18 protein-coding genes are annotated in these 22,194 nt (G+C 39.7%); 12 read left to right on the top strand and 6 right to left on the bottom strand.

What is annotated here, in order from left to right; genetic code table 11:
- Nucleotides 1-206: 206 nt before the first annotated feature.
- The 8 genes from K3248_RS04645 (at nt 207) to K3248_RS04610 (ending at nt 10,816) form a co-directional block, all read left to right on the top strand.
- Nucleotides 207-2,417, top strand: a complete 2,211-nt coding sequence (locus K3248_RS04645) for a primosomal protein N' (RefSeq protein WP_220717234.1) — start codon at nt 207-209, stop codon at nt 2,415-2,417.
- 549 nt (nt 2,418-2,966) lie between these two features.
- Nucleotides 2,967-3,551 carry an ATP synthase F1 subunit delta gene (gene atpH / locus K3248_RS04640; RefSeq protein WP_220717233.1) on the top strand — a complete coding sequence of 195 codons (585 nt, stop codon included), beginning with the start codon at nt 2,967-2,969 and terminating at the stop codon, nt 3,549-3,551.
- Nucleotides 3,551-5,086: a F0F1 ATP synthase subunit alpha gene (atpA, locus tag K3248_RS04635; RefSeq protein ID WP_220717232.1), complete on the top strand. Its 1,536-nt coding sequence runs from the start codon at nt 3,551-3,553 to the stop codon at nt 5,084-5,086. The genes atpH and atpA overlap by 1 nt, the downstream gene beginning before the upstream one ends.
- A gap of 22 nt (nt 5,087-5,108) precedes the next feature.
- A complete protein-coding gene (locus K3248_RS04630) occupies nt 5,109-6,020 on the top strand; it encodes a F0F1 ATP synthase subunit gamma (RefSeq protein WP_220717231.1) in 912 nt (303 codons plus the stop codon).
- Between the two features lie 19 nt (nt 6,021-6,039).
- Entirely contained in the window at nt 6,040-7,650 is a 1,611-nt protein-coding gene (atpD, locus tag K3248_RS04625) for a F0F1 ATP synthase subunit beta (RefSeq protein WP_220717230.1), read from the top strand.
- Between the two features lie 75 nt (nt 7,651-7,725).
- Entirely contained in the window at nt 7,726-8,139 is a 414-nt protein-coding gene (locus tag K3248_RS04620; RefSeq protein ID WP_220717229.1) for a F0F1 ATP synthase subunit delta/epsilon, read from the top strand.
- Between the two features lie 23 nt (nt 8,140-8,162).
- Nucleotides 8,163-9,824, top strand: coding sequence for an MFS transporter (locus K3248_RS04615; protein ID WP_220717228.1), 1,662 nt, complete (start codon nt 8,163-8,165; stop codon nt 9,822-9,824).
- A complete protein-coding gene (locus tag K3248_RS04610) occupies nt 9,821-10,816 on the top strand; it encodes an HlyD family secretion protein (RefSeq protein WP_220717227.1) in 996 nt (331 codons plus the stop codon). Before K3248_RS04615 ends, K3248_RS04610 begins: the two co-directional genes overlap by 4 nt.
- A gap of 243 nt (nt 10,817-11,059) precedes the next feature.
- On the opposite strand, the gene K3248_RS04605 is transcribed toward K3248_RS04610, so the two are convergent.
- Nucleotides 11,060-11,344: a hypothetical protein gene (locus tag K3248_RS04605; RefSeq protein ID WP_220717226.1), complete on the bottom strand. Its 285-nt coding sequence runs from the start codon at nt 11,342-11,344 to the stop codon at nt 11,060-11,062.
- 241 nt (nt 11,345-11,585) lie between these two features.
- On the opposite strand from K3248_RS04605, the gene ispG reads away from it, so the two are divergent.
- On the top strand, nt 11,586-12,827 hold the full coding sequence (gene ispG / locus K3248_RS04600; protein WP_220717225.1) for a flavodoxin-dependent (E)-4-hydroxy-3-methylbut-2-enyl-diphosphate synthase: 1,242 nt from the start codon (nt 11,586-11,588) through the stop codon (nt 12,825-12,827).
- A gap of 73 nt (nt 12,828-12,900) precedes the next feature.
- On the opposite strand, the gene K3248_RS04595 is transcribed toward ispG, so the two are convergent.
- Nucleotides 12,901-13,803, bottom strand: coding sequence for a polyprenyl synthetase family protein (locus tag K3248_RS04595; RefSeq protein WP_220717224.1), 903 nt, complete (start codon nt 13,801-13,803; stop codon nt 12,901-12,903).
- Between the two features lie 472 nt (nt 13,804-14,275).
- Here K3248_RS04595 and rpmF point away from each other — a divergent pair, with 472 nt between their 5' ends.
- Nucleotides 14,276-14,455: a 50S ribosomal protein L32 gene (gene rpmF / locus K3248_RS04590; RefSeq protein ID WP_220717223.1), complete on the top strand. Its 180-nt coding sequence runs from the start codon at nt 14,276-14,278 to the stop codon at nt 14,453-14,455.
- 630 nt (nt 14,456-15,085) lie between these two features.
- Here rpmF and K3248_RS04585 read toward each other — a convergent pair.
- From K3248_RS04585 to K3248_RS04575, 3 genes are all read right to left on the bottom strand, one after another.
- Complete coding sequence (locus K3248_RS04585) at nt 15,086-15,670, bottom strand: CarD family transcriptional regulator (RefSeq protein WP_220717222.1); 585 nt, start codon at nt 15,668-15,670, stop codon at nt 15,086-15,088.
- Between the two features lie 318 nt (nt 15,671-15,988).
- The gene (fdxA, locus tag K3248_RS04580; protein WP_220717221.1) at nt 15,989-16,327 is read right to left on the bottom strand and encodes a ferredoxin FdxA; all 339 of its coding nucleotides are present in this window, start codon (nt 16,325-16,327) and stop codon (nt 15,989-15,991) included.
- Nucleotides 16,328-16,348: 21 nt separating this feature from the next.
- A complete protein-coding gene (locus K3248_RS04575; protein WP_220717220.1) occupies nt 16,349-17,914 on the bottom strand; it encodes a hypothetical protein in 1,566 nt (521 codons plus the stop codon).
- Between the two features lie 580 nt (nt 17,915-18,494).
- On the opposite strand from K3248_RS04575, the gene K3248_RS04570 reads away from it, so the two are divergent.
- Nucleotides 18,495-19,406, top strand: a complete 912-nt coding sequence (locus tag K3248_RS04570; protein WP_220717219.1) for an RNA polymerase factor sigma-32 — start codon at nt 18,495-18,497, stop codon at nt 19,404-19,406.
- A 402-nt stretch (nt 19,407-19,808) separates the two neighbouring features.
- Here K3248_RS04570 and K3248_RS04565 read toward each other — a convergent pair whose 3' ends face one another.
- A complete protein-coding gene (locus tag K3248_RS04565) occupies nt 19,809-21,332 on the bottom strand; it encodes a M48 family metalloprotease (protein ID WP_220717218.1) in 1,524 nt (507 codons plus the stop codon).
- A 162-nt stretch (nt 21,333-21,494) separates the two neighbouring features.
- On the opposite strand from K3248_RS04565, the gene K3248_RS04560 reads away from it, so the two are divergent.
- Nucleotides 21,495-22,139: a thiamine diphosphokinase gene (locus K3248_RS04560; protein ID WP_220717217.1), complete on the top strand. Its 645-nt coding sequence runs from the start codon at nt 21,495-21,497 to the stop codon at nt 22,137-22,139.
- Nucleotides 22,140-22,194 lie beyond the last annotated feature (55 nt).

The following is a 22,194-nucleotide window of genomic DNA, read 5'->3' as shown; positions in this document are numbered from 1 at the left end:
CTTATCATTATGGAATTCCTTAGGTTATGAAGGTAGGGCAATGGTTTTGTGATAGAAGATAGTTTGAAAAGCACTATTTTGTGCAAGGTTTGTGATAAGGATAAAAGGTGCTTTCTAGACAAGTATGCACAATGACATCAAAAGAGAAGATATGATGTAAAACCGTTTTTGAGAGTAAAATGTTTTTATAAGATTTGGGCATAAAAATGAAGTCAAATAAGACAGAAAAAGAAACTGTTGCTGTATTGGTACCTTTGCCTGTTAACCATGCTTATCATTATAGAGTTCCTTCTTCTATGGAGGTGAAAGTGGGGTCTTTTGTTCGGGTTCCTGTTATGGGGCGCGTGCTTTGTGGTCTTGTTGTGGAGGTTGGAGAGACAAAAGAAAAAGATGGACAAAGTGTTGTGCCGGTGGCGCAGGAAAAATTACGTTTTCTTCTTCATGTTTTTGATTGTCCTGTACTTAAAGGAGAGATGATTGCCTTCTTGCGTTTTGTGAGCCGATACACGATGACTCCTTTTGGTCTTGTTGCACGATTGATTTTGAGTGTACCGGCTGCTTTGGATCCAGAATCACAGATGCCAGGATTGCGCTATTGTGGAGGAGAGGTTGCGCGTCTTACCCCCGCACGATCACGGGTTTTGGAGTTGGTGCGCGATGGTGGGGTTTGGACACGCTCTGGTCTTGCCCATGCAGCAGGGACTTCGGTGTCTGTTGTTGAAGGGCTAAAAGCACTTGGGATTTTTGAAGATGTTATGATTCCTGCTCCTGCGCTTGTAGCAAAACCTGATCCTGATTTTTCTCCGCCTCAGTTGGAGGGAGCACAAAAGGAAGCAGCAGCAGTATTGCGAGAGGGTGTTTTATCAGCCAAGTTTCAGGTTTTTTTGCTTGATGGTGTGACGGGATCAGGAAAGACGGAAGTGTATTTTGAAGCCGTTGCACAAGCGCTTACAGAAAATAAGCAGGTTTTGATTTTATTGCCTGAAATTGCTTTAACACAGCAATTTTTAGATCGTTTTTATGCACGCTTTGGAGCAGCAGCAGCTGAATGGCATTCAGATTTGGCACCACGTCGTCGCGAACGTGTGTGGCGGCAAGTTGCAGAAGGGCAGATACGCGTTGTAGCTGGGGCGCGTTCGGCCCTTTTTCTTCCCTTTCATGATCTGGGGTTGATTGTTGTTGATGAAGAGCATGATAGTGCTTATAAACAGGAAGAGCGCATTTTTTATCATGCACGTGATATGGCGGTTGCACGCGGATCCTTTGAAAATTTTCCTGTTATTTTATCTTCAGCAACACCATCAATTGAAAGTCAGGCAAATGTTTTAAAAGGACGTTATCAAAAGGTGCATTTGCCTTCTCGTTTTAAAGCAGCAGCGCTTCCACAGTTGCAGGTTATTGATATGCGCAAAGGTGGTGTGCAAAAGGGACGTTTTATTTCTTCTGTTTTGGAACAGGCTTTAATAGACACTCTCGAAAAAAGAGAACAGTCGCTTCTTTTCCTTAATCGACGTGGTTATGCACCTTTAACTTTGTGTCGGGTTTGTGGACATCGTTTTCATTGTAGCGATTGTTCAAGCTGGTTGGTTGAACATCGTGCACAAGGACAACTTAAATGTCACCATTGTGGTTATCATCAACCTCTTCCAGAAGCATGTCCAGAATGTGGAACGCTAGATCATCTTGTTGCTTGTGGACCAGGGGTGGAAAGAATTGCCGAAGAAACACGCATGCTTTTTCCACAGGCGCGGCTCTTGATTCTTTCAACAGATTTAAAAGGGGGGATTAGTCAATTACGAAGTGAATTGCAAGCAATTGCAAAGGGCGATGTTGACATTATCATTGGAACACAATTGGTTGCTAAGGGACATCATTTTCCCAAGCTTTCTTTGGTCGGGGTTATTGATGCGGATCTTGGTCTTGCAAATGGTGATTTGCGTGCGAGTGAACGAACCTTTCAGCTTTTATCTCAGGTAACAGGAAGAGCAGGGCGTATGGGGCTTAAAAGTGTGGGCTTTTTGCAAAGCTATCAACCTGATCATCCCGTGATACAAGCGTTGCTTTCACGACAACATGAAAAATTTTATACGCATGAACTTGCTATGCGTGAACATTATCATCTCCCTCCCTATGGGCGGCTTGCCTCTTTGATTGTCTCGTCAGAAAAGCGTCAAGATGCACAACAATATGCTCGCGCCTTACGTCAAGCTGCTCCACAAGAAAAAAATATCTCACTGATGGGACCAGCAGAAGCACCCTTGGCTCTTGTTCGAGGACGGTACCGTTTTCGGCTTTTGCTGCAAGGACAGCGCTCTTTTGATATGCAAGGGTTTATTCGTGCGATGCTCAGATATACGCCTAAAATGCCCCATTCTGTTCGGGTTCAAATTGATATTGATCCACAAAGTTTTTTCTAAAGCTACAATATAACAAGGCATTTTTTACAGCAAAAAACGGCTCTTTTAAAATAGACCTTTTACCCAATTTTTATCGTTTCTTATGCTCTTTAATGAAGAGCGTCTTTCATAAATTTTTCTTATTTCAAGAAGCATATTGGTTTTTTGTGTAGCATATTTGAAAGAACATATTGTTACGTGCACTGTTCTCTTATAAGAGCGTGCATTTTACACAAAGTGAATACGAAGAAAGTATGTCTTGTTTTTTGATTTGTAATCCATTGATGCTATAAAGAAAAGGACTTGAAAAGTCTTTCAGGGAATGTCAAAAAGAAGCAGATAAAAACAGATGGTTTTTTGAAAAATTGTTTTCAAAGCTCTTTTAAAGATTTTGTTTAAAATTTTTAAAAAGCGTTGATTTGTGGTGTTGCGAGTCTGCAATGTCTATGCTAGAAACCAGAAAGTTTTTTATTCTTGATTTTAAGAAAGAGATTCTTAAAATTTGGAATGTTCAATTCATTTCATCTGATAACTATCAGAGAGTCGCTCAAGGGAAAGAGGCGGTATTTCGTGTCGGATTCATTTTCTCTTATACCGCTGCCATTGGTGGAACAACGCTATGGACAAGCGCTTTTTGATTTGGCTCAAGAAAGAGGGGCCGTTGAAAATGTTGAAAAAGCCGTGGCGTCTTTTGGGGATGTCTTAAAACAAAATGAAGACTTAAAACGTGGTGTGCAAAGCCCCTTCTTTTCAGAAGAAGAACAGATTAAAATGATGCATTCTATTTGTGAATGTATCAAGTTTGCTGATGAAAAGACAGGGCAAATTGTGCGTAATTTTTTGTGTGTTATTGCTCTAAACCGCAGGCTTTATGCCTTGTCTGGTATTTTAGAAGCTTTTAAGCGTTGTGTTGCTTCGTCTCGTAAAGAAGTGACGGCGCAGATCATTTCTGCATGTCCATTAACCGCTCAGCAGGAAAAAGAGTTGCGCGTGGTTTTGGAAGGGGTCATTGGGGGAAAAGTTTTGCTGCATATTTGTGTTGATCCAGAAATTCTTGGTGGTTTGATCATTCGTGTCGGGTCAATGCAGATTGATACATCCCTTGTGGCGAAGTTATCTTCACTTAAGCTTGCATTGAAAAAAGAGGTCAGCTGATGGATATTAGACCATCTGAAATTTCAAAAATTCTAAAAGAACAAATCAAAAACTTCGACCAAAAAGCTGAAGTTTCAGAAATTGGTTGGGTTTTGTCCGTGGGGGATGGTATCGCTCGCGTTTACGGTTTGGAGAATGTCCAAGCAGGTGAAATGGTTTCCTTTTCCAATGGTGTGCAAGGTATGGCACTCAATTTGGAAATTGATAATGTCGGTGTTGTCGTTTTTGGTTCTGATCGTGATATTCGTGAAGGAGATACCGTTAAACGGTTAGGTTCTATTGTGGATGTTCCTGTCGGTCCCGCTTTGCTTGGGCGTGTTGTCGATGCTTTGGGAAATCCAATTGATGGAAAAGGACCTCTGCAGGCGACAGAGCGGCGGCGTGTCGATGTTAAAGCTCCAGGGATTATTCCCCGTCAGTCTGTACATGAACCAATGTCAACGGGCTTAAAAGCTATTGATGCTCTCATTCCCATTGGGCGTGGACAGCGTGAGTTAGTGATCGGTGATCGCCAAACAGGAAAAACAGCGATTTTACTTGATGCATTTTTGAATCAAAAGCCGTTCCATGAAAAAACAGCTGGACGGGATCAGGATAAGGTCTATTGTATTTATGTTGCTATCGGTCAAAAGCGTTCAACGGTTGCACAATTTGTTAAAGTCTTAGAAGAACGTGGTGCCCTCGAATATTCCATTATTGTTGCGGCTACGGCTTCTGATCCTGCTCCTTTGCAATTTATTGCGCCGCTGGCCGGATGTGCTATGGGCGAATATTTCCGTGATAATGGTCAACATGCTTTGATCGGTTATGATGATTTATCAAAACAGGCTGTCGCTTATCGACAAATGTCTCTTTTGTTGCGTCGTCCGCCTGGTCGTGAAGCTTATCCAGGAGATGTATTCTATTTGCATTCGCGTCTTTTGGAGCGTGCTGCAAAGCTCAATGCAGACAATGGTTCTGGTTCTTTAACGGCTTTGCCTGTTATTGAAACACAAGCCAATGACGTTTCCGCTTATATTCCTACAAATGTGATTTCGATTACTGATGGGCAAATCTTTCTGGAAACAAATTTGTTTTATCAAGGAATTCGTCCAGCCGTGAATGTAGGACTTTCCGTGTCACGCGTTGGTTCGGCTGCACAAATTAAGGCTATGAAGCAGGTTGCAGGGTCAATTAAAGGAGAATTGGCACAATATCGCGAAATGGCAGCTTTTGCACAATTTGGCTCCGATTTGGATGCTTCAACACAGCGTCTTCTAAATCGAGGAGCACGTTTAACCGAGTTATTAAAGCAACCGCAATTTTCCCCCCTGAAAACTGAAGAACAAGTGGTTGTTATTTTCGCTGGTGTTAATGGTTATCTCGATTCTCTTGCTGTTGCTGATGTTGCTCGGTTTGAGCAAGGACTTTTGACCCTGTTGCGTGGTGATCATCAAGACCTTTTACAAGCAATTGCTTCACAAAAGCAGATTACGGATGAAATTAAAGAGAAAATTATCGTTCTTTTGAATTCTTATGCGAAAACTTTTTCGTAAATAAAATTGATGGAATGCTTCAATGGCGTCATTAAAGGATCTTAGAGACCGTATCGCCTCGGTTAAGGCAACACAGAAAATTACCAAAGCCATGCAGATGGTGGCAGCGGCTAGGTTGCATCGTGCGCAAGAGGCGGCTCAGTCTGCGCGTCCTTATGCACAGCGAATGGCGACTATTCTAGCCAATGTTGCTGCTGATGTCGATGCTGTTGATTCCCCCCCTCTTATGCGTGGAACAGGGAGGGATGACGTGCATCTTTTGGTGGTTTGTACCGCAGAGCGTGGTTTGTGTGGTGCTTTTAATGTACAAATTGCGCGGCGTGCGCGTGAACAAATTAAAGCCTTTCTTGCGGCTCATAAAATCGTTAAAATTTTAACCGTAGGGAAAAAGGGTGCTGATATTTTAGCACGCGATTATAAAGATTTGATCATTGATCATATCGATTTGCATTCTGTAAAGCAGATTGGTTTTGCTGAAGCGGCAATGATTAGTCAGCGGGTTATTGATTTGTTTAATGAGGGTGCATTTGATGTGTGTACGCTGTTTTATTCTGAATTTGTTTCAGTGATCAATCAGCAACCGACGGCTTTTCGTTTAATTCCAACAGTATCTCCATTAGAGGTTGTGGAAGGAGACCATATCGTTGAAAAAAAAGATGCAAGTCGCGGTGCACAATCAATCGTTTATGAATATGAGCCTGATGCCGTTTCTCTTTTGGATGTGCTGGTACCGCGTAATCTTACTGTGCAAATCTTTCGTGCTTTGCTTGAAAATGTTGCCGGTGAAATGGGGGCGAAGATGACGGCTATGGATAATGCATCGCGTAACGCGGGTGAAATGATCAATAAATTGACGGTGGCTTATAATCGCCAGCGTCAGGCACAGATCACAACAGAATTGGTTGAAATTATTGCGGGCGCTGAAGCGCTTTAAATGGAAAAGGTAAGGATTGATGGTAAAAGCAGTGACGTCAAGTAAAGGAGCAGAAAAGGTTGAGAAAAAAAAATCAACTGCTCGTTCAGGCGTGAAAAAAGCCGCCTCGAAATCTCAAGCGCGTATAAAGGATTCTTCTGATCCTGTTTCTTCTTCCCCTCAAAAGGAGCAACCAAAAAGAGAGGAATCTTCAAAAGGGGCTATAGGGGTGATCAAACAGGTCATTGGTGCTGTTGTAGATGTGCAGTTTGAAGGTACTGCTTTGCCCAATATTCTCAATGCGTTAGAAACAGAAAATTTAGGACATCGGCTGGTTTTAGAGGTTGCTCAGCATTTGGGTGAAAATACTGTACGTACCATTGCTATGGATACAACCGATGGTTTGGTGCGGGGACAAAAGGTTGTTGATACAGGTGCACAGATCTCTATTCCTGTAGGAGAGGGAACTCTTGGTCGTATTATGAATGTGATCGGGGAGCCCGTGGATAATGTGGGGCCTATTGTCGCGGAAAAAAAACGGGCAATCCACCAAGATGCGCCTGAATATGTTGAGCAGTCAACCGTTTCAGAAATTCTCGTTACCGGCATTAAAGTTGTTGATTTGTTAGCACCTTATTCTAAAGGGGGAAAAATCGGCTTATTTGGTGGTGCTGGTGTTGGAAAAACCGTCCTTATTATGGAGCTTATTAACAATATTGCAAAAGCCCATGGTGGATATTCTGTCTTTGCCGGTGTGGGTGAACGTACCCGTGAGGGAAATGATCTTTATTATGAAATGATCGAAAGCCGCGTGAATGTGAATCCAAAAGACAACAATGGTTCAACAGAGGGGTCAAAATGTGCCCTTGTTTATGGACAAATGAATGAGCCTCCAGGAGCACGTGCGCGTGTCGCTCTTTCTGGGTTGACGATTGCAGAAAGTTTTCGTGATGAGGGACAGGATGTTTTGTTCTTTGTTGATAATATTTTCCGTTTTACCCAAGCTGGGGCTGAAGTGTCTGCTCTGTTAGGGCGTATTCCTTCTGCTGTGGGTTATCAGCCCACTTTGGCAACCGATATGGGTGCTTTGCAAGAACGTATTACAAGTACAAAAACTGGATCTATTACTTCTGTTCAAGCCATTTATGTACCTGCTGACGACTTAACCGATCCTGCTCCTGCAACATCTTTTGCCCATTTGGATGCGACAACTGTTCTTTCACGCTCAATTGCTGAAAAAGGGATTTATCCAGCTGTTGATCCTCTCGATTCTTTCTCACGTATGTTGGATCCGTTAATTGTGGGTGAGGAGCATTATACCGTTGCTTGTCAAGTTCAAACTATTTTGCAACGCTACAGATCACTTCAAGATATTATTGCTATTTTAGGAATGGATGAACTTTCTGAAGATGATAAGTTGCTTGTTGGACGTGCACGTAAAATTGAACGTTTCCTTTCGCAACCTTTCCATGTGGCTGAAGCTTTTACTGGATCACCTGGGAAGCTTGTTCCTTTAGAAGAAACAATTAAAGGGTTTAAAGGTCTTTGTGCGGGCGATTATGATCATTTGCCTGAAGCAGCTTTTTATATGGTCGGTTCGATTGATGAGGCTCTGGAAAAAGGAAAGCGTCTTATTGCAGAAGCTTCTTGATAAAAAGAAGTTGGTAATAAATGCTTGTTATAAAGAAGATAAACGATCCTTTTAGAAAGTCTCGTGGAGAGTATTGTGGATAACGGTAGAGAAGAGCATTTTTTGTTTGAACTTATATCACCTGAAAAAATTGTCTTTTCAGAGAGGGTGATATCTGTTGTTTTGCCTTCTGCTTCAGGTGCTTTGACTGTTATGGCTCATCATGCGCCTTTGGTGGCAAGCATTGTTTTGGGAAGTGTTCGTATTCGAACCGCAGCAGGAGAAAAGCTATTTGCTGTTTGTGGTGGTGTCGCCAATATTACATTTTCGGGATGTGCTCTTTTAGCCGAGAGGGTGGTGGCTGTTGAACATCTGTCTTTTAACTTGTTAGAACAGCAGATCTTGCAGATTCGTGCAAGCTTGGAGGGGGAAATAAGTGAAGGCGAAGATCAAATAGAAGATTTCTTTTATAAATTAAAAACTGTTGGCATGCGGCTGGCAGAGGCGTAACATAGTACACAGGAAAAAGCGACATGAGCGGTAGAAAGCGTACGGTTATGTCTGCTAAAAGAGGGGGCAAACCTTTTCCTCATCCCGGTGTTGTTTTTGCAGGACCTTTGCCAAAATGTTTTATTTATATTTTTGCCTCTTTTATTTTGCAGTGGGCATATGGCTTAGGGGCTAATGTTGTTCAGTCTAATATTATTTATTTGACTGGAGATTTCCATGCAACGCTGACTGAAACGACATGGCTGGTTGCTGCTTATATGGCACCAAATGTCAGTGTTGCAATTATGTTGATTAAAATCCGTTACCAATTTGGTTTGCGTGCTTTTGCTGAACTCTCGATTTTAAGTTTCGTTTTGGTTTGTATTTTACAATTGTTTGTTACGGATTTGCGTTCTGCTCTTATTATTCGTTTTTTTGCTGGTATTGCTGCAGCACCATTGGCTTCTCTTGCTCTCCTTTATATGATGGAGGCTTTTGCACCCGCAAAGAAATATACTATCGGTTTGAGCTTGAATTATATGAATGCTATTTTAGCGGCTCCTTTGTCACGTTTGATTTCACCTGATTTACTGGAAAATGGTGGATTTTTACATCTTTCCGCTATGGAGATGGGGCTCGTGCTTATCAGTTTAGGATGTATTTACGCTCTTCCCCTGACACCTGTTGTACGAAGTAAGGTTATTCAAAAATTAGATTGGGTAAGTTATAGTCTCATTGCATTTGGTCTTGGACTCAATGCTGTGATTATGTCTGTTGGTACATTATATTGGTGGCATGAGGCAGAATGGATTGGATGGGGGCTTGCCTTTGCTGTTCTTTCTTTAACCATTGCTACTATTATTGAGCTGAACCGAAAAAAACCATTGATTGATTTACGTTGGCTTTTTAGTAAAGAAATGGTGCAATCTGTTCTTATTTTGTTGGTTTTTCACGTTTTTTTGTTAGAGCGTTCAACTTTAACAACAGGATTTTTTAATCTCTTTGGTTTGTTGAATCGGGAAATGATACCTATGTATCTTGCTGTAACATTAGGTACCCTTTTGGGGGGAGCGGTGTGCGTCTTTTTTTTACGTGATGGTCGTGAGGATTATTTTTATCTTATCTCTTTAGGGTGTTTAGCATTTGGCGCTTATTTGGACAGTCATGTAAACCACTTAACGCGCCCGCAAGATATGATGTTGAGCCAAGGATTGGTTAATTTTAGTTATGCGCTTTTTTTGCCTTCTGTTCTTTTTAAGGGCTTTATTATCGCTGGTAAGAAAGGGCCCAGTTATGTTTTAAGTTTTATTGCTGTTTTTCTGCTCACACAGGTCACAGGGGGGTTGATGGGAGCCGCTTTTTTTGGCAGTTTGCAGTTTATTTTCGCACATAAGAATTTTGAAGCTTTAATACAAAATATTGTTGTCACTGATCCTCTTATTTCAGGGGAGGTCAATACCTTATTTTCACCTTCTTACGGTGCTTCTATTCCTCCCATTTTAGGGGATGAGCAAAATACAGCAAGACTCATTGAGAAGTTTAAGTTAACAGCAAATATTTTTGCTTATGACGACGTTTTCCGGCTTTATTTTTATATCGCAATGGTTGTATTTTTTCTCTTTTTTCTCAAAATATTTTTTAAATCATGTTCTTTGTATATTTTTGAAAAGCAAAGTTCTGTCCTTCATAAGGAGTACAAAAAATGATAAAAGCGCTGCGATCAAAAGCGACGGTTATTGTATTCCTGTCAGGAATTATAGGAATTTTGCTGATTTTATGGGCGTGGAGGCTTCCTCCTTTTGTTAGTACAATTCAAATAACCGATAATGCTTCCATTAAGGGTAATGTAACACTGGTAAGTTCACAGGTCTCTGGTGTGGTAGCACGGATTTATGTGCAAGATTATCAACGCGTTGAAAAGGGAATGTTGTTGTTTGAACTCGATGATTCTCTTTTTCGTCAACAGCTTGCACGGGCGCAGGCAGTTCTGGATTCAAAAAATGCAAAATTGGCAAGTATTGCTTTACAAGCGCAGCTCTTACAGGGGGAAATTAATACTATAGACGCTGAATTAACCCGTTCTCGTGCATTTTCTAATGTTTTGCCTGAAAATAAAAAACTTGGACTGTCGTCTGAGGCGTCTCGTTCTCTTTCACAATTGTTGGCAGCGCTGGAAACAAAACGACAATTGCAAAAGCAATTAGATCTTGAACGACAAAGTTTACAATCTGAGGTTTCAGGAGCAAAGGTAAGCGTGGAATTGGCCAAGCTTAATCTCAATCATACAAAGATTTTATCTCCTAAAACTGGATATATAGGATTGGTGGGCGCGCGGGTAGGACAATATGTTGTGCCTGGAACACAACTGGTTTCTGTGATTTCTGATGATATTTGGATTATTGCTAATTATAAGGAAACACAATTGTCGCAAATGCGTGTTGGGCAACCTGTTATTTTTTCTGTTGATGCATTGAACAATAAAAAATTAACAGGACGTGTTGTTCGTTTCGCACCAGCAACAGGATCCGAATTTTCATTGTTAAAAACGGATACAACAATTGGTAATTTTATAAAAATTGCACAACGTATTTCGGTACGTATTGCATTAGATCCTGGACAAGAAGGGGCTGAAAAGCTTATTCCAGGGATGTCTGTGGTAACTTATGTGGATACTTCTCAGAGCGGTACTGGAGGATAAAAGTTTGTTTCTTTTAAGTTTGGCTTTTATCCCTTTTGCTTATAGCAAATGGGTTTTTACTTTAGAAGATTTTATTTGGTTTGTGATGATACATCTCTTGAAGCTTTTATTCTTGCACTAAAAAAATAGAAAAGATTAAAAGCTGTTTCCTATAAAAAGAGGCTTTTTATAAATTGTTTTTTCGCTACGGGGAAATGCTCGCTTTAAAAGCGAGCATGAAAAATTAAATTATTGGCTGTATTGTTAATTTTTGCGTAGTAATAAAAAGCTTGTTAAAATAGCACCTGCAGCCAATGCAAGGGTCGTTTTAGGGTTTTCTTGCGCTTTTTTCTTTAAGCTTTTTGCGTGTTTGTTGAGGTGATAAAATGCATGACGCCCTTTTTGTTTCCATGTATCAAATATTTCAGAAATGTTTTCAAAGCTTTCGTTGGAAGAATACCAACGATTTACGGGAACAAGTTCATTTTTTAATTGAGCAATGCGTTTTTTAATTTTAGCGTTTTTGCTCTGGGAGGAAAATAGAGACATCTGTTGACTCCTTCATGTGTTATACTGTTTCATGACAGTTGGAATTGTGCTTGGGATTTTTGTATAACGGCTTGAAAATTAAAAAGTTGCATTGATTGTGCTGCTGAGGTTCGTGAAAAGAAAAACAAAAATTTTGCTTCTTGAGAGATTTTTCTTTCAGAAAGTTTTTTTATGGTAATCTGATAAATTATTACCACAATTAGTAAGCAAAAATCTTAAGTTTTGAAATATTGAGGATTGGATGAGCACAGCCTATTCTTTATCTAAACCCTTTGAGCGTCGTCATTGTGTCGCTGTTGCGGTGGGTGATGTGCTGGTTGGGGGAGAAAATCCAATTGTTGTGCAATCTATGACAAATACCGATACTGCCGATGTTGATGCAACAGTCGCTCAAGTTGCTGCTTTAGCACAAGCTGGTTCACAATTGGTGCGCATTACTGTTGATCGTGATGAATCTGCTGCTGCTGTGCCAAAAATACGCGAGCGATTGGAACGGTTAGGTTTGGCGGTACCGTTGGTGGGGGATTTTCATTACATTGGGCATAAGCTTTTAGCAGAACATCCCGCATGTGCTGAGGCATTGGAAAAATACCGGATTAATCCTGGAAATGTAGGATTTGGTGCAAAAAAAGATCACCAATTTGCACAAATTATTGAAATTGCTTGCAGGCATAATAAGCCTATTCGTATTGGGGTGAACTGGGGATCCCTTGATCAGGTCCTGTTAACACGGCTTATGGATGAAAATGCAAAACAGACAAATCCTTTATCTGTCGTTGAAGTTATGCGTGAAGCCATTGTTCAGTCCGCTCTGCTTTCAGCTGTTGCTGCTGAAGAAATAGGCTTGGGGCGTGATAAAATTATTCTTTCCGCAAAAGTAAGCGATGTACAAGAGCTCATTGCTGTTTATGCTAATTTAGCAGACCGTTGTGATTATGCTCTCCATTTGGGGTTGACGGAAGCTGGAATGGGCACAAAGGGGATTGTTGCTTCTTCTGTGGCTTTGGGAATTTTATTACAGCAAGGAATTGGTGACACTATTCGTATTTCATTAACACCTAAACCGGGTGGAGATCGGACACGAGAAGTGAAAGTTGCACAAGAGTTGTTGCAAGTGATGGGTTTTCGACAGTTTTTGCCCGTCGTGGCCGCTTGTCCTGGATGTGGTCGCACAACATCGACAGTTTTTCAGGAGTTGGCGCAAAAAATTGAAGCGGATTTATACAAAAATATGCCCGTTTGGCGTAAAAAATACCCTGGTGTAGAAAGTTTAAAGGTTGCAGTTATGGGATGTATCGTCAATGGACCAGGCGAATCAAAACATGCCGATATTGGGATCTCTTTGCCCGGAACAGGGGAAAGTCCAGCAGCACCCGTTTTTATTGAAGGAAAAAAAGTGAAGGTGTTGCGTGGTGATCATATTGCTGAGCAATTTGAAGTGCTTTTGAATGATTATATTCATACCCGTTTTGGAAAAGCTTAAAACAAAAAATTGGTTTTCTTTTCTGCTTACTTTTTGAAAGGAATGTTTCAAAATTTGGGCGGGAGATTTGTGGTCAATTTTTGCGGCATGCACTAAATTGGGCCGCTTGTTGGAGAATTTTTGCTTTGGAACCAAAGGGATGGAGAAGTGCTTCTGTTTTTGCAAGCAGCTCATTGCGTTTTTTTTCTGTTTCTTTAATGCCATAAAGACGTACAAAGGTGGCTTTATGCGCTGCTTCATCTTTTTTTGTTGTTTTTCCTAAGGTTTGTGTGCTGGAAGTGACATCAAGAAGGTCATCCGTTAGCTGAAATATTAAACCAAGATATGTTCCAAAAGTCGCAAGTTTGTTTGTCAACTCTTGAGAAGCATTGCCCATGATGGCGCCGGCTTGACAAGCAAAGCTTATGAGAGCCGCTGTTTTCATGCGTTGGAGCAGGATAATGTCGCTCTCTTTTTGTGGTTTTTTTTCCGCTTCAAGGTCAAGCATTTGCCCACCGATCATACCTCCAAGCCCTGCCGATTGTGCAAGAGTGGTGATCAATTGGATCCTGCTCTTAAGAGAAAGTACTGCGGCTTTATGCGCAATGATTTCAAAGGCAAAAGTTAAAAGTGCATTTCCTGCTAGAATTGCTGTAGCTTCATCAAAGGCTTTGTGAACTGTCAATTTTCCGCGTCGAAGGTCATCATTATCCATAGCAGGCAGATCATCATGAATGAGTGAATAACAATGTACACATTCTAAAGCAGCTGCAATGTTAAGCGTATGTTCTAAGGGGATGCCAAAAAGGGCAGAACTTTCAATGACAAGAAAAGGACGAAGGCGTTTTCCTCCATTCAACACACCATAGCGCATGGCTTTGATTAAAAGTTCAGGACGGGCAATTTCACCTCTTTGAACGTGGTTACTGAGCAATGTGTCGAGCCGCTGTTCAACGGTGCGCGCATGCTTGGCAAGAAGAGCCATAAATTCATGCATTCTTGCTTCCTTATTTTTACACAATGAAATCTTGAAATTTAAAAAAGAAGAGTATTGATTTTTTTCATTTTTGTCAATTTTCTTTGGTGATGATTGAAAAATCTTGGTGAGGGCATTTTTCAAAAATCAACAGCTCGTTTCGGTCTTTTTGTTATTGTCTATGCTCATCTCGTATGTACAGAACTTCCTGTTAAAGCGAAACAAAAACTCTCTAAAAATGTTCTATAAACTCTTTCTACTCTTGGAGTATAGCGTAAATTTTATAACATTTTGATGAGAGAGTGCTCATTTAAAAACCGTTTTTGCATTCAATTAAATCATTTTTACACTCTGTTAGACATTTTGACATTGCCTCTTCTTTTTTATCAGTGTATAACTTTGTCAAATTTTGTAAAGTTTTGTAATGTTTTTGAAAGGCATTGTCGGTTGCGGCGTTGCTTTATCTGTTTTAGTGGATTTGGAGTGTCTCTTTATGGCTGTACCTAAACGAAAAACTTCTCCTGCCAAGCGCGGTATGCGCCGTTCGGCTGATGCCCTGAAAGCACCAACTTATATTGAGGATAAAAACTCAGGTGAGTTGCGGCGTCCCCATCATATTGATTTGAAAACAGGAATGTATCGCGGACGGGTTGTTTTGCCTGCTAAAGATTGAGCGTTTTATCTTTCTCTTCTGTTTATTTGCTAAGCAATGTAAAGTGCTTTTGAGTGGGTTATATTCATATCCCCTTTGGAAAGGCTAAAAACAAAAAAAATTGCTTGGGGGAGTGCTTATGGATTTTATTAGAAAGTGCTGAGAGAAGATTGTTGTTTTTATCAAAAATAAAACCATAAGGCTTTCTTAATTGTAGTGTATTTTTTTGGGAATTTTCTGCTGCTTTTGAAGGAGCATCGGGGGCTTGTTTGATTTATAGGAAATATTCTCTCTCAAAATTCAGAAAGAACATCCTTTTTTGTAATCTTGTAATATGATTGATCATTTCTTTTCAAAGATTTGAAAAGTTGTTTATATGCTTTATATGAGGCTGTTCATCTGAGAATAAGCTTTTAAATAACAATTTTATTTTTTGATAAAATTATGTGATTTTATTTTCTTGTACTCAAATTTATCCCTATATTGTTATATAAAAACTGGACAGGCGCATTTACGCAATATTTCTTGTTTACAAGAGATATTAAAACCCAATAAAATAGCTTTCTATTGATTATATTGTTTTATCAAAAATATTTTACTTTTTTTAAAGTGTAACCTTTGCTTTTTAAGTGTACAGCTATAAATAGGTTATTATGCAGCATAGATGGCTTTGTTGTTCGTATCTGTTTCATTTCTTTCCGCTTTGAATTCACGCTTTGCTTTCTTTGAGAGATGCATCTCTATGAGGTTGATAGCTTCTGTTTCGGAAAGATTATTAATGACAGCAAGTTCGCGTGCCATTCTCTCTAATGCGGCGGTGTAGAGTTGACGCTCGGAATAGGATTGTTCAGGCTGTAGGTTTGAACGAAAAAGATCACGGACGACTTCAGCGATACAAATAAGATCTCCTGAATTGATTTTTGCATCATATTCTTGAGCACGTCTGGACCACATGGTTCGTTTAACCCGGGCTTTTCCATGTAAAATTTTCAAAGCACGTTCGACAGAATCACCAGCCGATAATTTGCGCATGCCAACAGAAAGAGCTTTTGCGATAGGTACTTTGACATCCATTTTATCTTTTGCAAAGTGAATAACAAAAAGCTTTAACTTATGTCCTGCAACCTCTTGATCTTCAATTGCGATAATTTGTCCTACTCCATGGGTTGGATAGACGATATATTCAGAGGTTTCAAATCCTTTTGCATGAGAAGAAGTTCCGTGTTGGGATGCCATATTTTTGTTTACTCCCTTTATGACCAATAAATGTACTGGAAAACAGGCTAAAAAACCTGAACGTTGAACGTTCTTTGACCAAGTATATTACACGAATTTAATGAGCATAAAAGTTGAGTACTTTTAAATCCAACAAAAAATATATCGCTTTACAATCTAAAAACAGAAAGCAAATAAAAAATACTTAGAAAGATGATCATGTACAAATAACACTAACATCAAAATTTAAAAGAATCAATCATTTCGCTTAAGGATTTTTTATTTTTACAAGGGAATGATCTTTATTTTTGAAAGTATGTGGTGCGCATTGGTGAATTATTATTCACCACTTCCAGGATTTTCTGAAAAATACTTTTCTAATTTATTTGGAACGCCATCCATTTCTTTGGCCTGGGGAAGTGGATCTTTTCGGGTTGTTAAATTGGGCCATCTGGTTGCATAACGGAGATTAAGTTCTAGCCATTTTTCTAAACCTGGTTCTGTATCAGGTAGAATGGCTTCTGCAGGGCATTCTGGAACGCAAACCCCACAATCGATACATTCATCAGGGTGAATAACGAGCATGTTTTCGCCTTCATAAAAACAATCAACAGGGCAAACTTCAACGCAATCCGTATATTTGCAATGAATGCAGTTGTCGGTTACTACGTGGGTCAAAATTAAACTCCATTTTTTACTTTAATGCTCTTTGGAGGAAAGTATATCTGTGTTTTTACTCTTTGTGAGTTGATCACGCAGTGCTGCTAATTTCGCAAAAGGTGAATCGGGATTATGATGTTTTGCTTTCTTAGATGATTGTTGATTCCCATATTTGATATGTGGAGAGGAAGATTTATAAGAGGGTTTCGTAGATGCTGTGGCTTCTTGAGGGGACTTTTCGTTTATATTCCTCTCTTTCTTAAAAGCCTTTTTTTGTTTATTTTGCCATTTCTGTCCAGATTTGTCACGGTTTTTGTGACCGTGGTGGTGGAAGTGATGATTATAACGCCATAGTAAAATAACTTTATCTTCTCTTGCAGGACTTTGAATGCTTTTTTTTGTGATAAAATTGCCTACAGGTTCAGCAGCAGGCAGACAAGCTGTACTGCTTTGCTGTGTTGCCGGCGAAGGGGATGAAAGATTTTTTTCTACCTGTGTATTTGGTAGCCTCTTTGTGTCTTGCCATGGAGAGCCAACCCATTCTGCTGCTGGAATATCTGTTGTGCACATATGGGGAGAGTCTTTATAGGCAAGCTGGTTTTGTTCAAAAACAGTACGGGTAATGGTTTGCGATTGATAACCAAGACCTTTTAAAATCTCCTCCATGTCTGTTCCATTGGCGCCAAGAATAGACATCATGGTTGGGGTGACAAAAAAACTTTTGCCATCATAAGCACCATCGGGCTTGGGAGTAGAATCTTTTTTCCAATGAAGTGTTGGACGGATAAGATTAGCAAGGCGTTCTAAAATGTCAACGCGTACAGCCCGTTGACCTAAAATACGATAACCAGCTAACGAATAAAATTGGCGGTTATAGCTAGGCTCAACAATCAGAGAAGTCCTGCCTGCAGATAAAGCTGAGAGAATTTCATTTAATCCAGTTTGGTCTTGCCCTGTATTTTTAAGATTCCACAAAAGCATAATGGTTTGGACAGAAGCGGGCTTTAGCATTCCTGTAACATAAATATGAAAAGCACCAAAACGCACTCCCAGTCGTCGCAGCATGGAGCGTGATTCTTGATCAAGGCTTTTGACAAGTTCTGAGATTTCTTGACGCGGTAAAACCCCTAAAGAATGGACAAGCTTTAAAGCAAGATCGCTCGTCAAATCTGTTAAATGATGTGCATGCAGCAAGTCAAAAAGCGGTTTTAAAGTTGTTGTAAAATGAAAAGTTACAAAACGTTCTAATCGTTGGACAACTTTATTACGGGCTTCTCCTGTTAATTGTGTATCTGCTAAAATGATCGGTTTTGGTTTTAGAAAGTCTTCTGTTGCAACAAGTTGGCCTACAGGTTGACCAATCCAGCGAATGATACCATCACAACTGAGGCTAAGATCTCCATTCGCACAATTACAAAAACGCGCTGCACGTTTCGAAAAAGCAAGAATCAAATGTTCATTATCTCTTAAATTTTGTGTATTGATTGTTTGATCACTATTGATTGTATTGGCATAAAAACGAAAACCTTCAAATTTACCTTGGCCATGTTTTTCAATAACATCCTCTTGGAGGCTTTCATTTTGTTGAATAATCTTGCTATCCATGATCAGTTTCTTTCTCAGCACCACACTCGTCAAAAGTTTATTCTCGACAATTCCATCATTGTGATGCTCCTTTAACATGTTTGTTGCACTTGCTTCAATCATTCTTGTCGTTTTTTGATATCTCTTTTGACGCTTTTAAATTTTGCTGGTTCTTTTTGTTCATTTTTTATTCATGATAGATATTGTATATTTTTTTAATTACACGTATTAGTTGTGTTGTAAAGCTAGAAGCATAAAATAAACGCTCAACTTGTAAATATAAATAAGTGAAAAATTACATAAAATGACGTCTGTTTTATGTGATTGTTTTATTTTTTTCTGTTGTGTGACAAAAATATGAAGAAAAAGCTTTTTCATGTTCTTTTTGTGACAAGGAAACCTGTGAGAGTTCTGTTTTGTTCATAAAGTTGTGGCTTATGAGCGTAAGTTTTATGGTTACAATAAAAAAACAATTGCGATTATAAAAATACACGTTAAAGTAGTCTTTATAAAACAAACAACTTTTACGTTCTTTTTTTGGAAAGAACGGCGATGTCGTTGCCAAATCAATGTTGATAATTTTAATCGCAAGGGGTTATTTATGAGTAATCTTTCAAATGCTGTTTATAAAAATAGCAAAAACTATAGCGACGCAGACAAAAGTTTGGGACGTAATATGATGCGTTCTGCTATGCAAGCGCCTTATCTTGAACGGCAAAAAGAGCATGACTTGGCTCTGCGATGGAAAGACAAGCGCGATGATGATGCTATGCATCAAATTGCAGCGGCTCATATGCGTTTGGTGATTGCAATTGCTAACCGTTTTAAACGTTTCAAAATGCCTTTAGGGGATCTGGTCCAAGAGGGCTATGTGGGACTCTTGGAAGCTGCTGCACGCTTTGAGCCTGATCGTGAAGTGCGTTTTTCTACTTATGCAACATGGTGGATACGTGCTTCTATTCAAGATTATATTTTACGCAATTGGTCAATCGTTCGCGGTGGTACAAGTTCTTCCCAAAAAGCGCTTTTCTTTAATCTTCGGCGTTTGCGGGCAAAATTGGTGCAAGATGATAGCGCTTTGTCAAAACAAGATATTTTTCGTACAATTGCTGAAAAACTCGGTGTTTCAGTACGTGACGTTGAAACAATGGATTTTCGGTTTTCCAGTTCTGATAATTCATTGAGCGTTTCTGTTTCTGAAAACAGTGATAATCCCATTGCTAAAATGGATGTTCTTGTCGATGAGAGTCCCCTTCCTGATGCTTTGATTGAGCAAGTGATTGATGGACAACGGCGCACACAATGGCTTTATGATGCATTACAGATTCTTAATGAACGCGAGCTTGAAATTATTCGGTTTCGCCGTTTGAATGAAGAAGGGGCGACTCTGGAAGTTTTGGGTGAAAAATTAGGAATCTCAAAAGAAAGAGTTCGCCAAATTGAAGCACGTGCTTTGCAAAAATTGCGCTCTGCTCTGCTGACGGTTAATCCAGCTGACGCTTATGAAGTGTGATAAGAAGGGATGCAACAAAGCAGAGAAAAATGTACCATGACATTCTCCTACAGTGTCTGGAGTGTTGCTTTTAAAAAATTCGCGCGCGATTTTCTATCGTAAGACCTCCTCCTTGACTGCCATCTACAAGATGGCAGTCAAGTGTTTTATAGAGGATAAAAAGAAAGGATAAAATCAAGCAAAGTCTCGTGTGCTTGGTGCGAGAAAGGTCTGTGTGTTGTCTGGAGAGCTGATTTTAAAAAGAGCTCAGATAATAATTGTCAAAAAGATTGCTGCAAAAATTGATGAGATGCAAAAATTGATGAGATGTATAAAGACAACATTGGAGAGTGCTGAAAAGAAGGGAAGTGGGTGAGGAAAGCAAAAGAGAATTAAAGGAATATAAAATATAGAAAAAAGTTTTTACTCCATGATAATTTTAACATTTGCGCCTATAGGTAAAGTTTGTGTGGGAGAAAGTGCATTAAGAATGCGGAAGAGTCTTTCTTTGTGCATTGTATTTTGCATTTTCTTTGCAAGGCTTGCAACGCTGTCTCCTTTTTGAACACGTACAACACGAATTTTAAAAGGTTGCAATTTTTGTAACTGTGATGCTGAAAGGGGATGAAAGCTTTGTATCGTGCTTTCAGCAATAGCTTTAAAAGTTGAAGAATGATGTGGAGCTGCCGTTAGAAAACGGAAGATGTGATGATTGAAAATAATAACAACCACATCAAATTGCCATTTTTCATTGCTTGCACGTGCACGCGCCCCAGGCAGACCGTGCATTGTAAAGGGACGGATAGAAGATTGATCTAATCCTACAATCCAGCCGCTTTGCAAATAGTCACTTGCAGATATTTCAGCAGGATGTAAAAGAGCATCAAAACGAATGGCAATGTTATTGGGGCCGCTAGCCCAAAGCGTATTGGTAGAATGTTCTATGGTAAAATTGTCTGGAAGGGAAAAAGCAATGCCTAATTGTGGGTGTATAAATTGATTGCCGCGCATAAAGCCTGTATGAAGGCTTCCTCCAAAAACCATGCCATCAAGGTTCTTGAGAAAAAAATCATGATCACTTTTTTGTAGGTTTGTTGTATGGATTTTACGTGCTTTTTCTATTGCAAGATGAATCCGCTGTGGCGTGGTGGGGTGGCTTGCTAAAAAATCTAAGGAAGCATTGGTGATACCTGAAATATTACAAAAAGCATTATATGCCTCCATTGATTTGAGAAAGCGTGGAGAGGCAAATGGATCATATCCTGCTTGTTGAAGAAGTTCTAAGGCAATCGAATCAGCTTCCAATTCCTGATTGCGTGAAAACTGTGCGAGTTGTTGCTTATCTTTAATGGGATTATAAAGTTTTCTGTTTGCGTGTGAAAGAAGATGTGAGGATAGATGACGAGCGGTCTTTAACTGTGCTTTTTTTTGTAGACGTAAAATGCCGTGATTGGCAATAATATGGGCAAGTTCATGGGCTAAAATGGCCGCAACTTCTGAAGAGTCGTTGGCTAATGCGAGCATGCCGCGGGTGATGTAAATAGAACCATTGGGAAGTGCAAAAGCATTCACACCGCCTGAGTTTAAAATTGTAATAGAATAATTTTTATGAGAATTGTGTGATACAACAATTAATTTGCGTAAAATATTTGCTAACAACTTTTCAAGTTTGGGGTCGTGATAAGTTCCGCCATAAATTTGCAAAATACGTGCGTGTTGTGTGGCGTTGGGTGGGAAAAAAAGAGTGCTTTTATGGGGGCGTTTGATCCTTTTCGTAGGCTTCCAAGAAAAGCGCTGATCATTTGGAGCAAAAGAGGTATTATGGCATGCAGAAAGCACAAGCATGAAACTGAGAAGAGGGATGCTATAAATTTTTCTGCGAAAAAAAAATATGCGTTGAAAAATCTGCAGTTTTTGACGTTTGTGCACCTGGTTGTTTAATTGCATTGTGACAAATTTCACTTGTATCTTTGTGTGTGTTTCTACAATGAAAAGCTTTTTAAAAAGAAGCTTTTGAGAAGGATTCTTTTGGCTATAACATGGTTGTTATTTATAAAAAATGGCTATTTTTATAAACCAAGAGATATCTTATGAAAGGCATAATATGTCATGACAACATTTACAATATTGTTAAATGGAAATGTTTGTATTACGAATCGTTTGCTTTCTCAAATTCAAAAAACGCGTGTCATTGCTGCTGATGGGGGAATGCGCCATGCTGTAGGATTGAATGTGGAGCCTGAATTGTGGGTGGGGGACTTTGATTCATCTGATCAGGCGTTAAGATGCCAATATGATCATGTACCACGGGAAGTTTTTCCTTCTGATAAAGATATGACAGATAGTGCATTAGCATGTGCGAAAGCTTTGCAAAAAGGCGCTAGGCGCCTTATCCTTTGTGGAGCTTTGGGAGGGGAAAGAACCGATCATAGTCTTTCTCATATGACGCAAGCAATAAAGATGGCGCAAAAAGGAATTTCAGTGCTGTTGACAAGTGGTGTCGAGGAAGGATGGCCGATTTTGCCAAATCTTCTTTCATATGATTTACCAAATTTACCGGATGGTTGTTTGTTTAGTATTATAGGTTTTTCTGATTTAGAAGGATTAACACTCTCCGGTGTAAAATGGCCGCTTTGTGATAAAAATGTATCATTTGGCTCTTCTTTAACGCTTTCTAACCGTGTTTGTGGAACCTTCTCTTGTACTTTACGTTCTGGAAAAGCTATATTGTTGGCGTCTGTACCTATTCCATAAGCTCTTCTCATATATTCGCATAAAACGGAGGGGGGGCAGAAAAGTAATAAGGGCC

Source organism: Bartonella raoultii (assembly GCF_019659805.1).
Lineage (GTDB): Bacteria > Pseudomonadota > Alphaproteobacteria > Rhizobiales > Rhizobiaceae > Bartonella > Bartonella raoultii.
The sequence above is the reverse complement of the archived record's forward strand: the minus strand, read 5'-3'. Positions and strand labels throughout refer to the sequence as shown.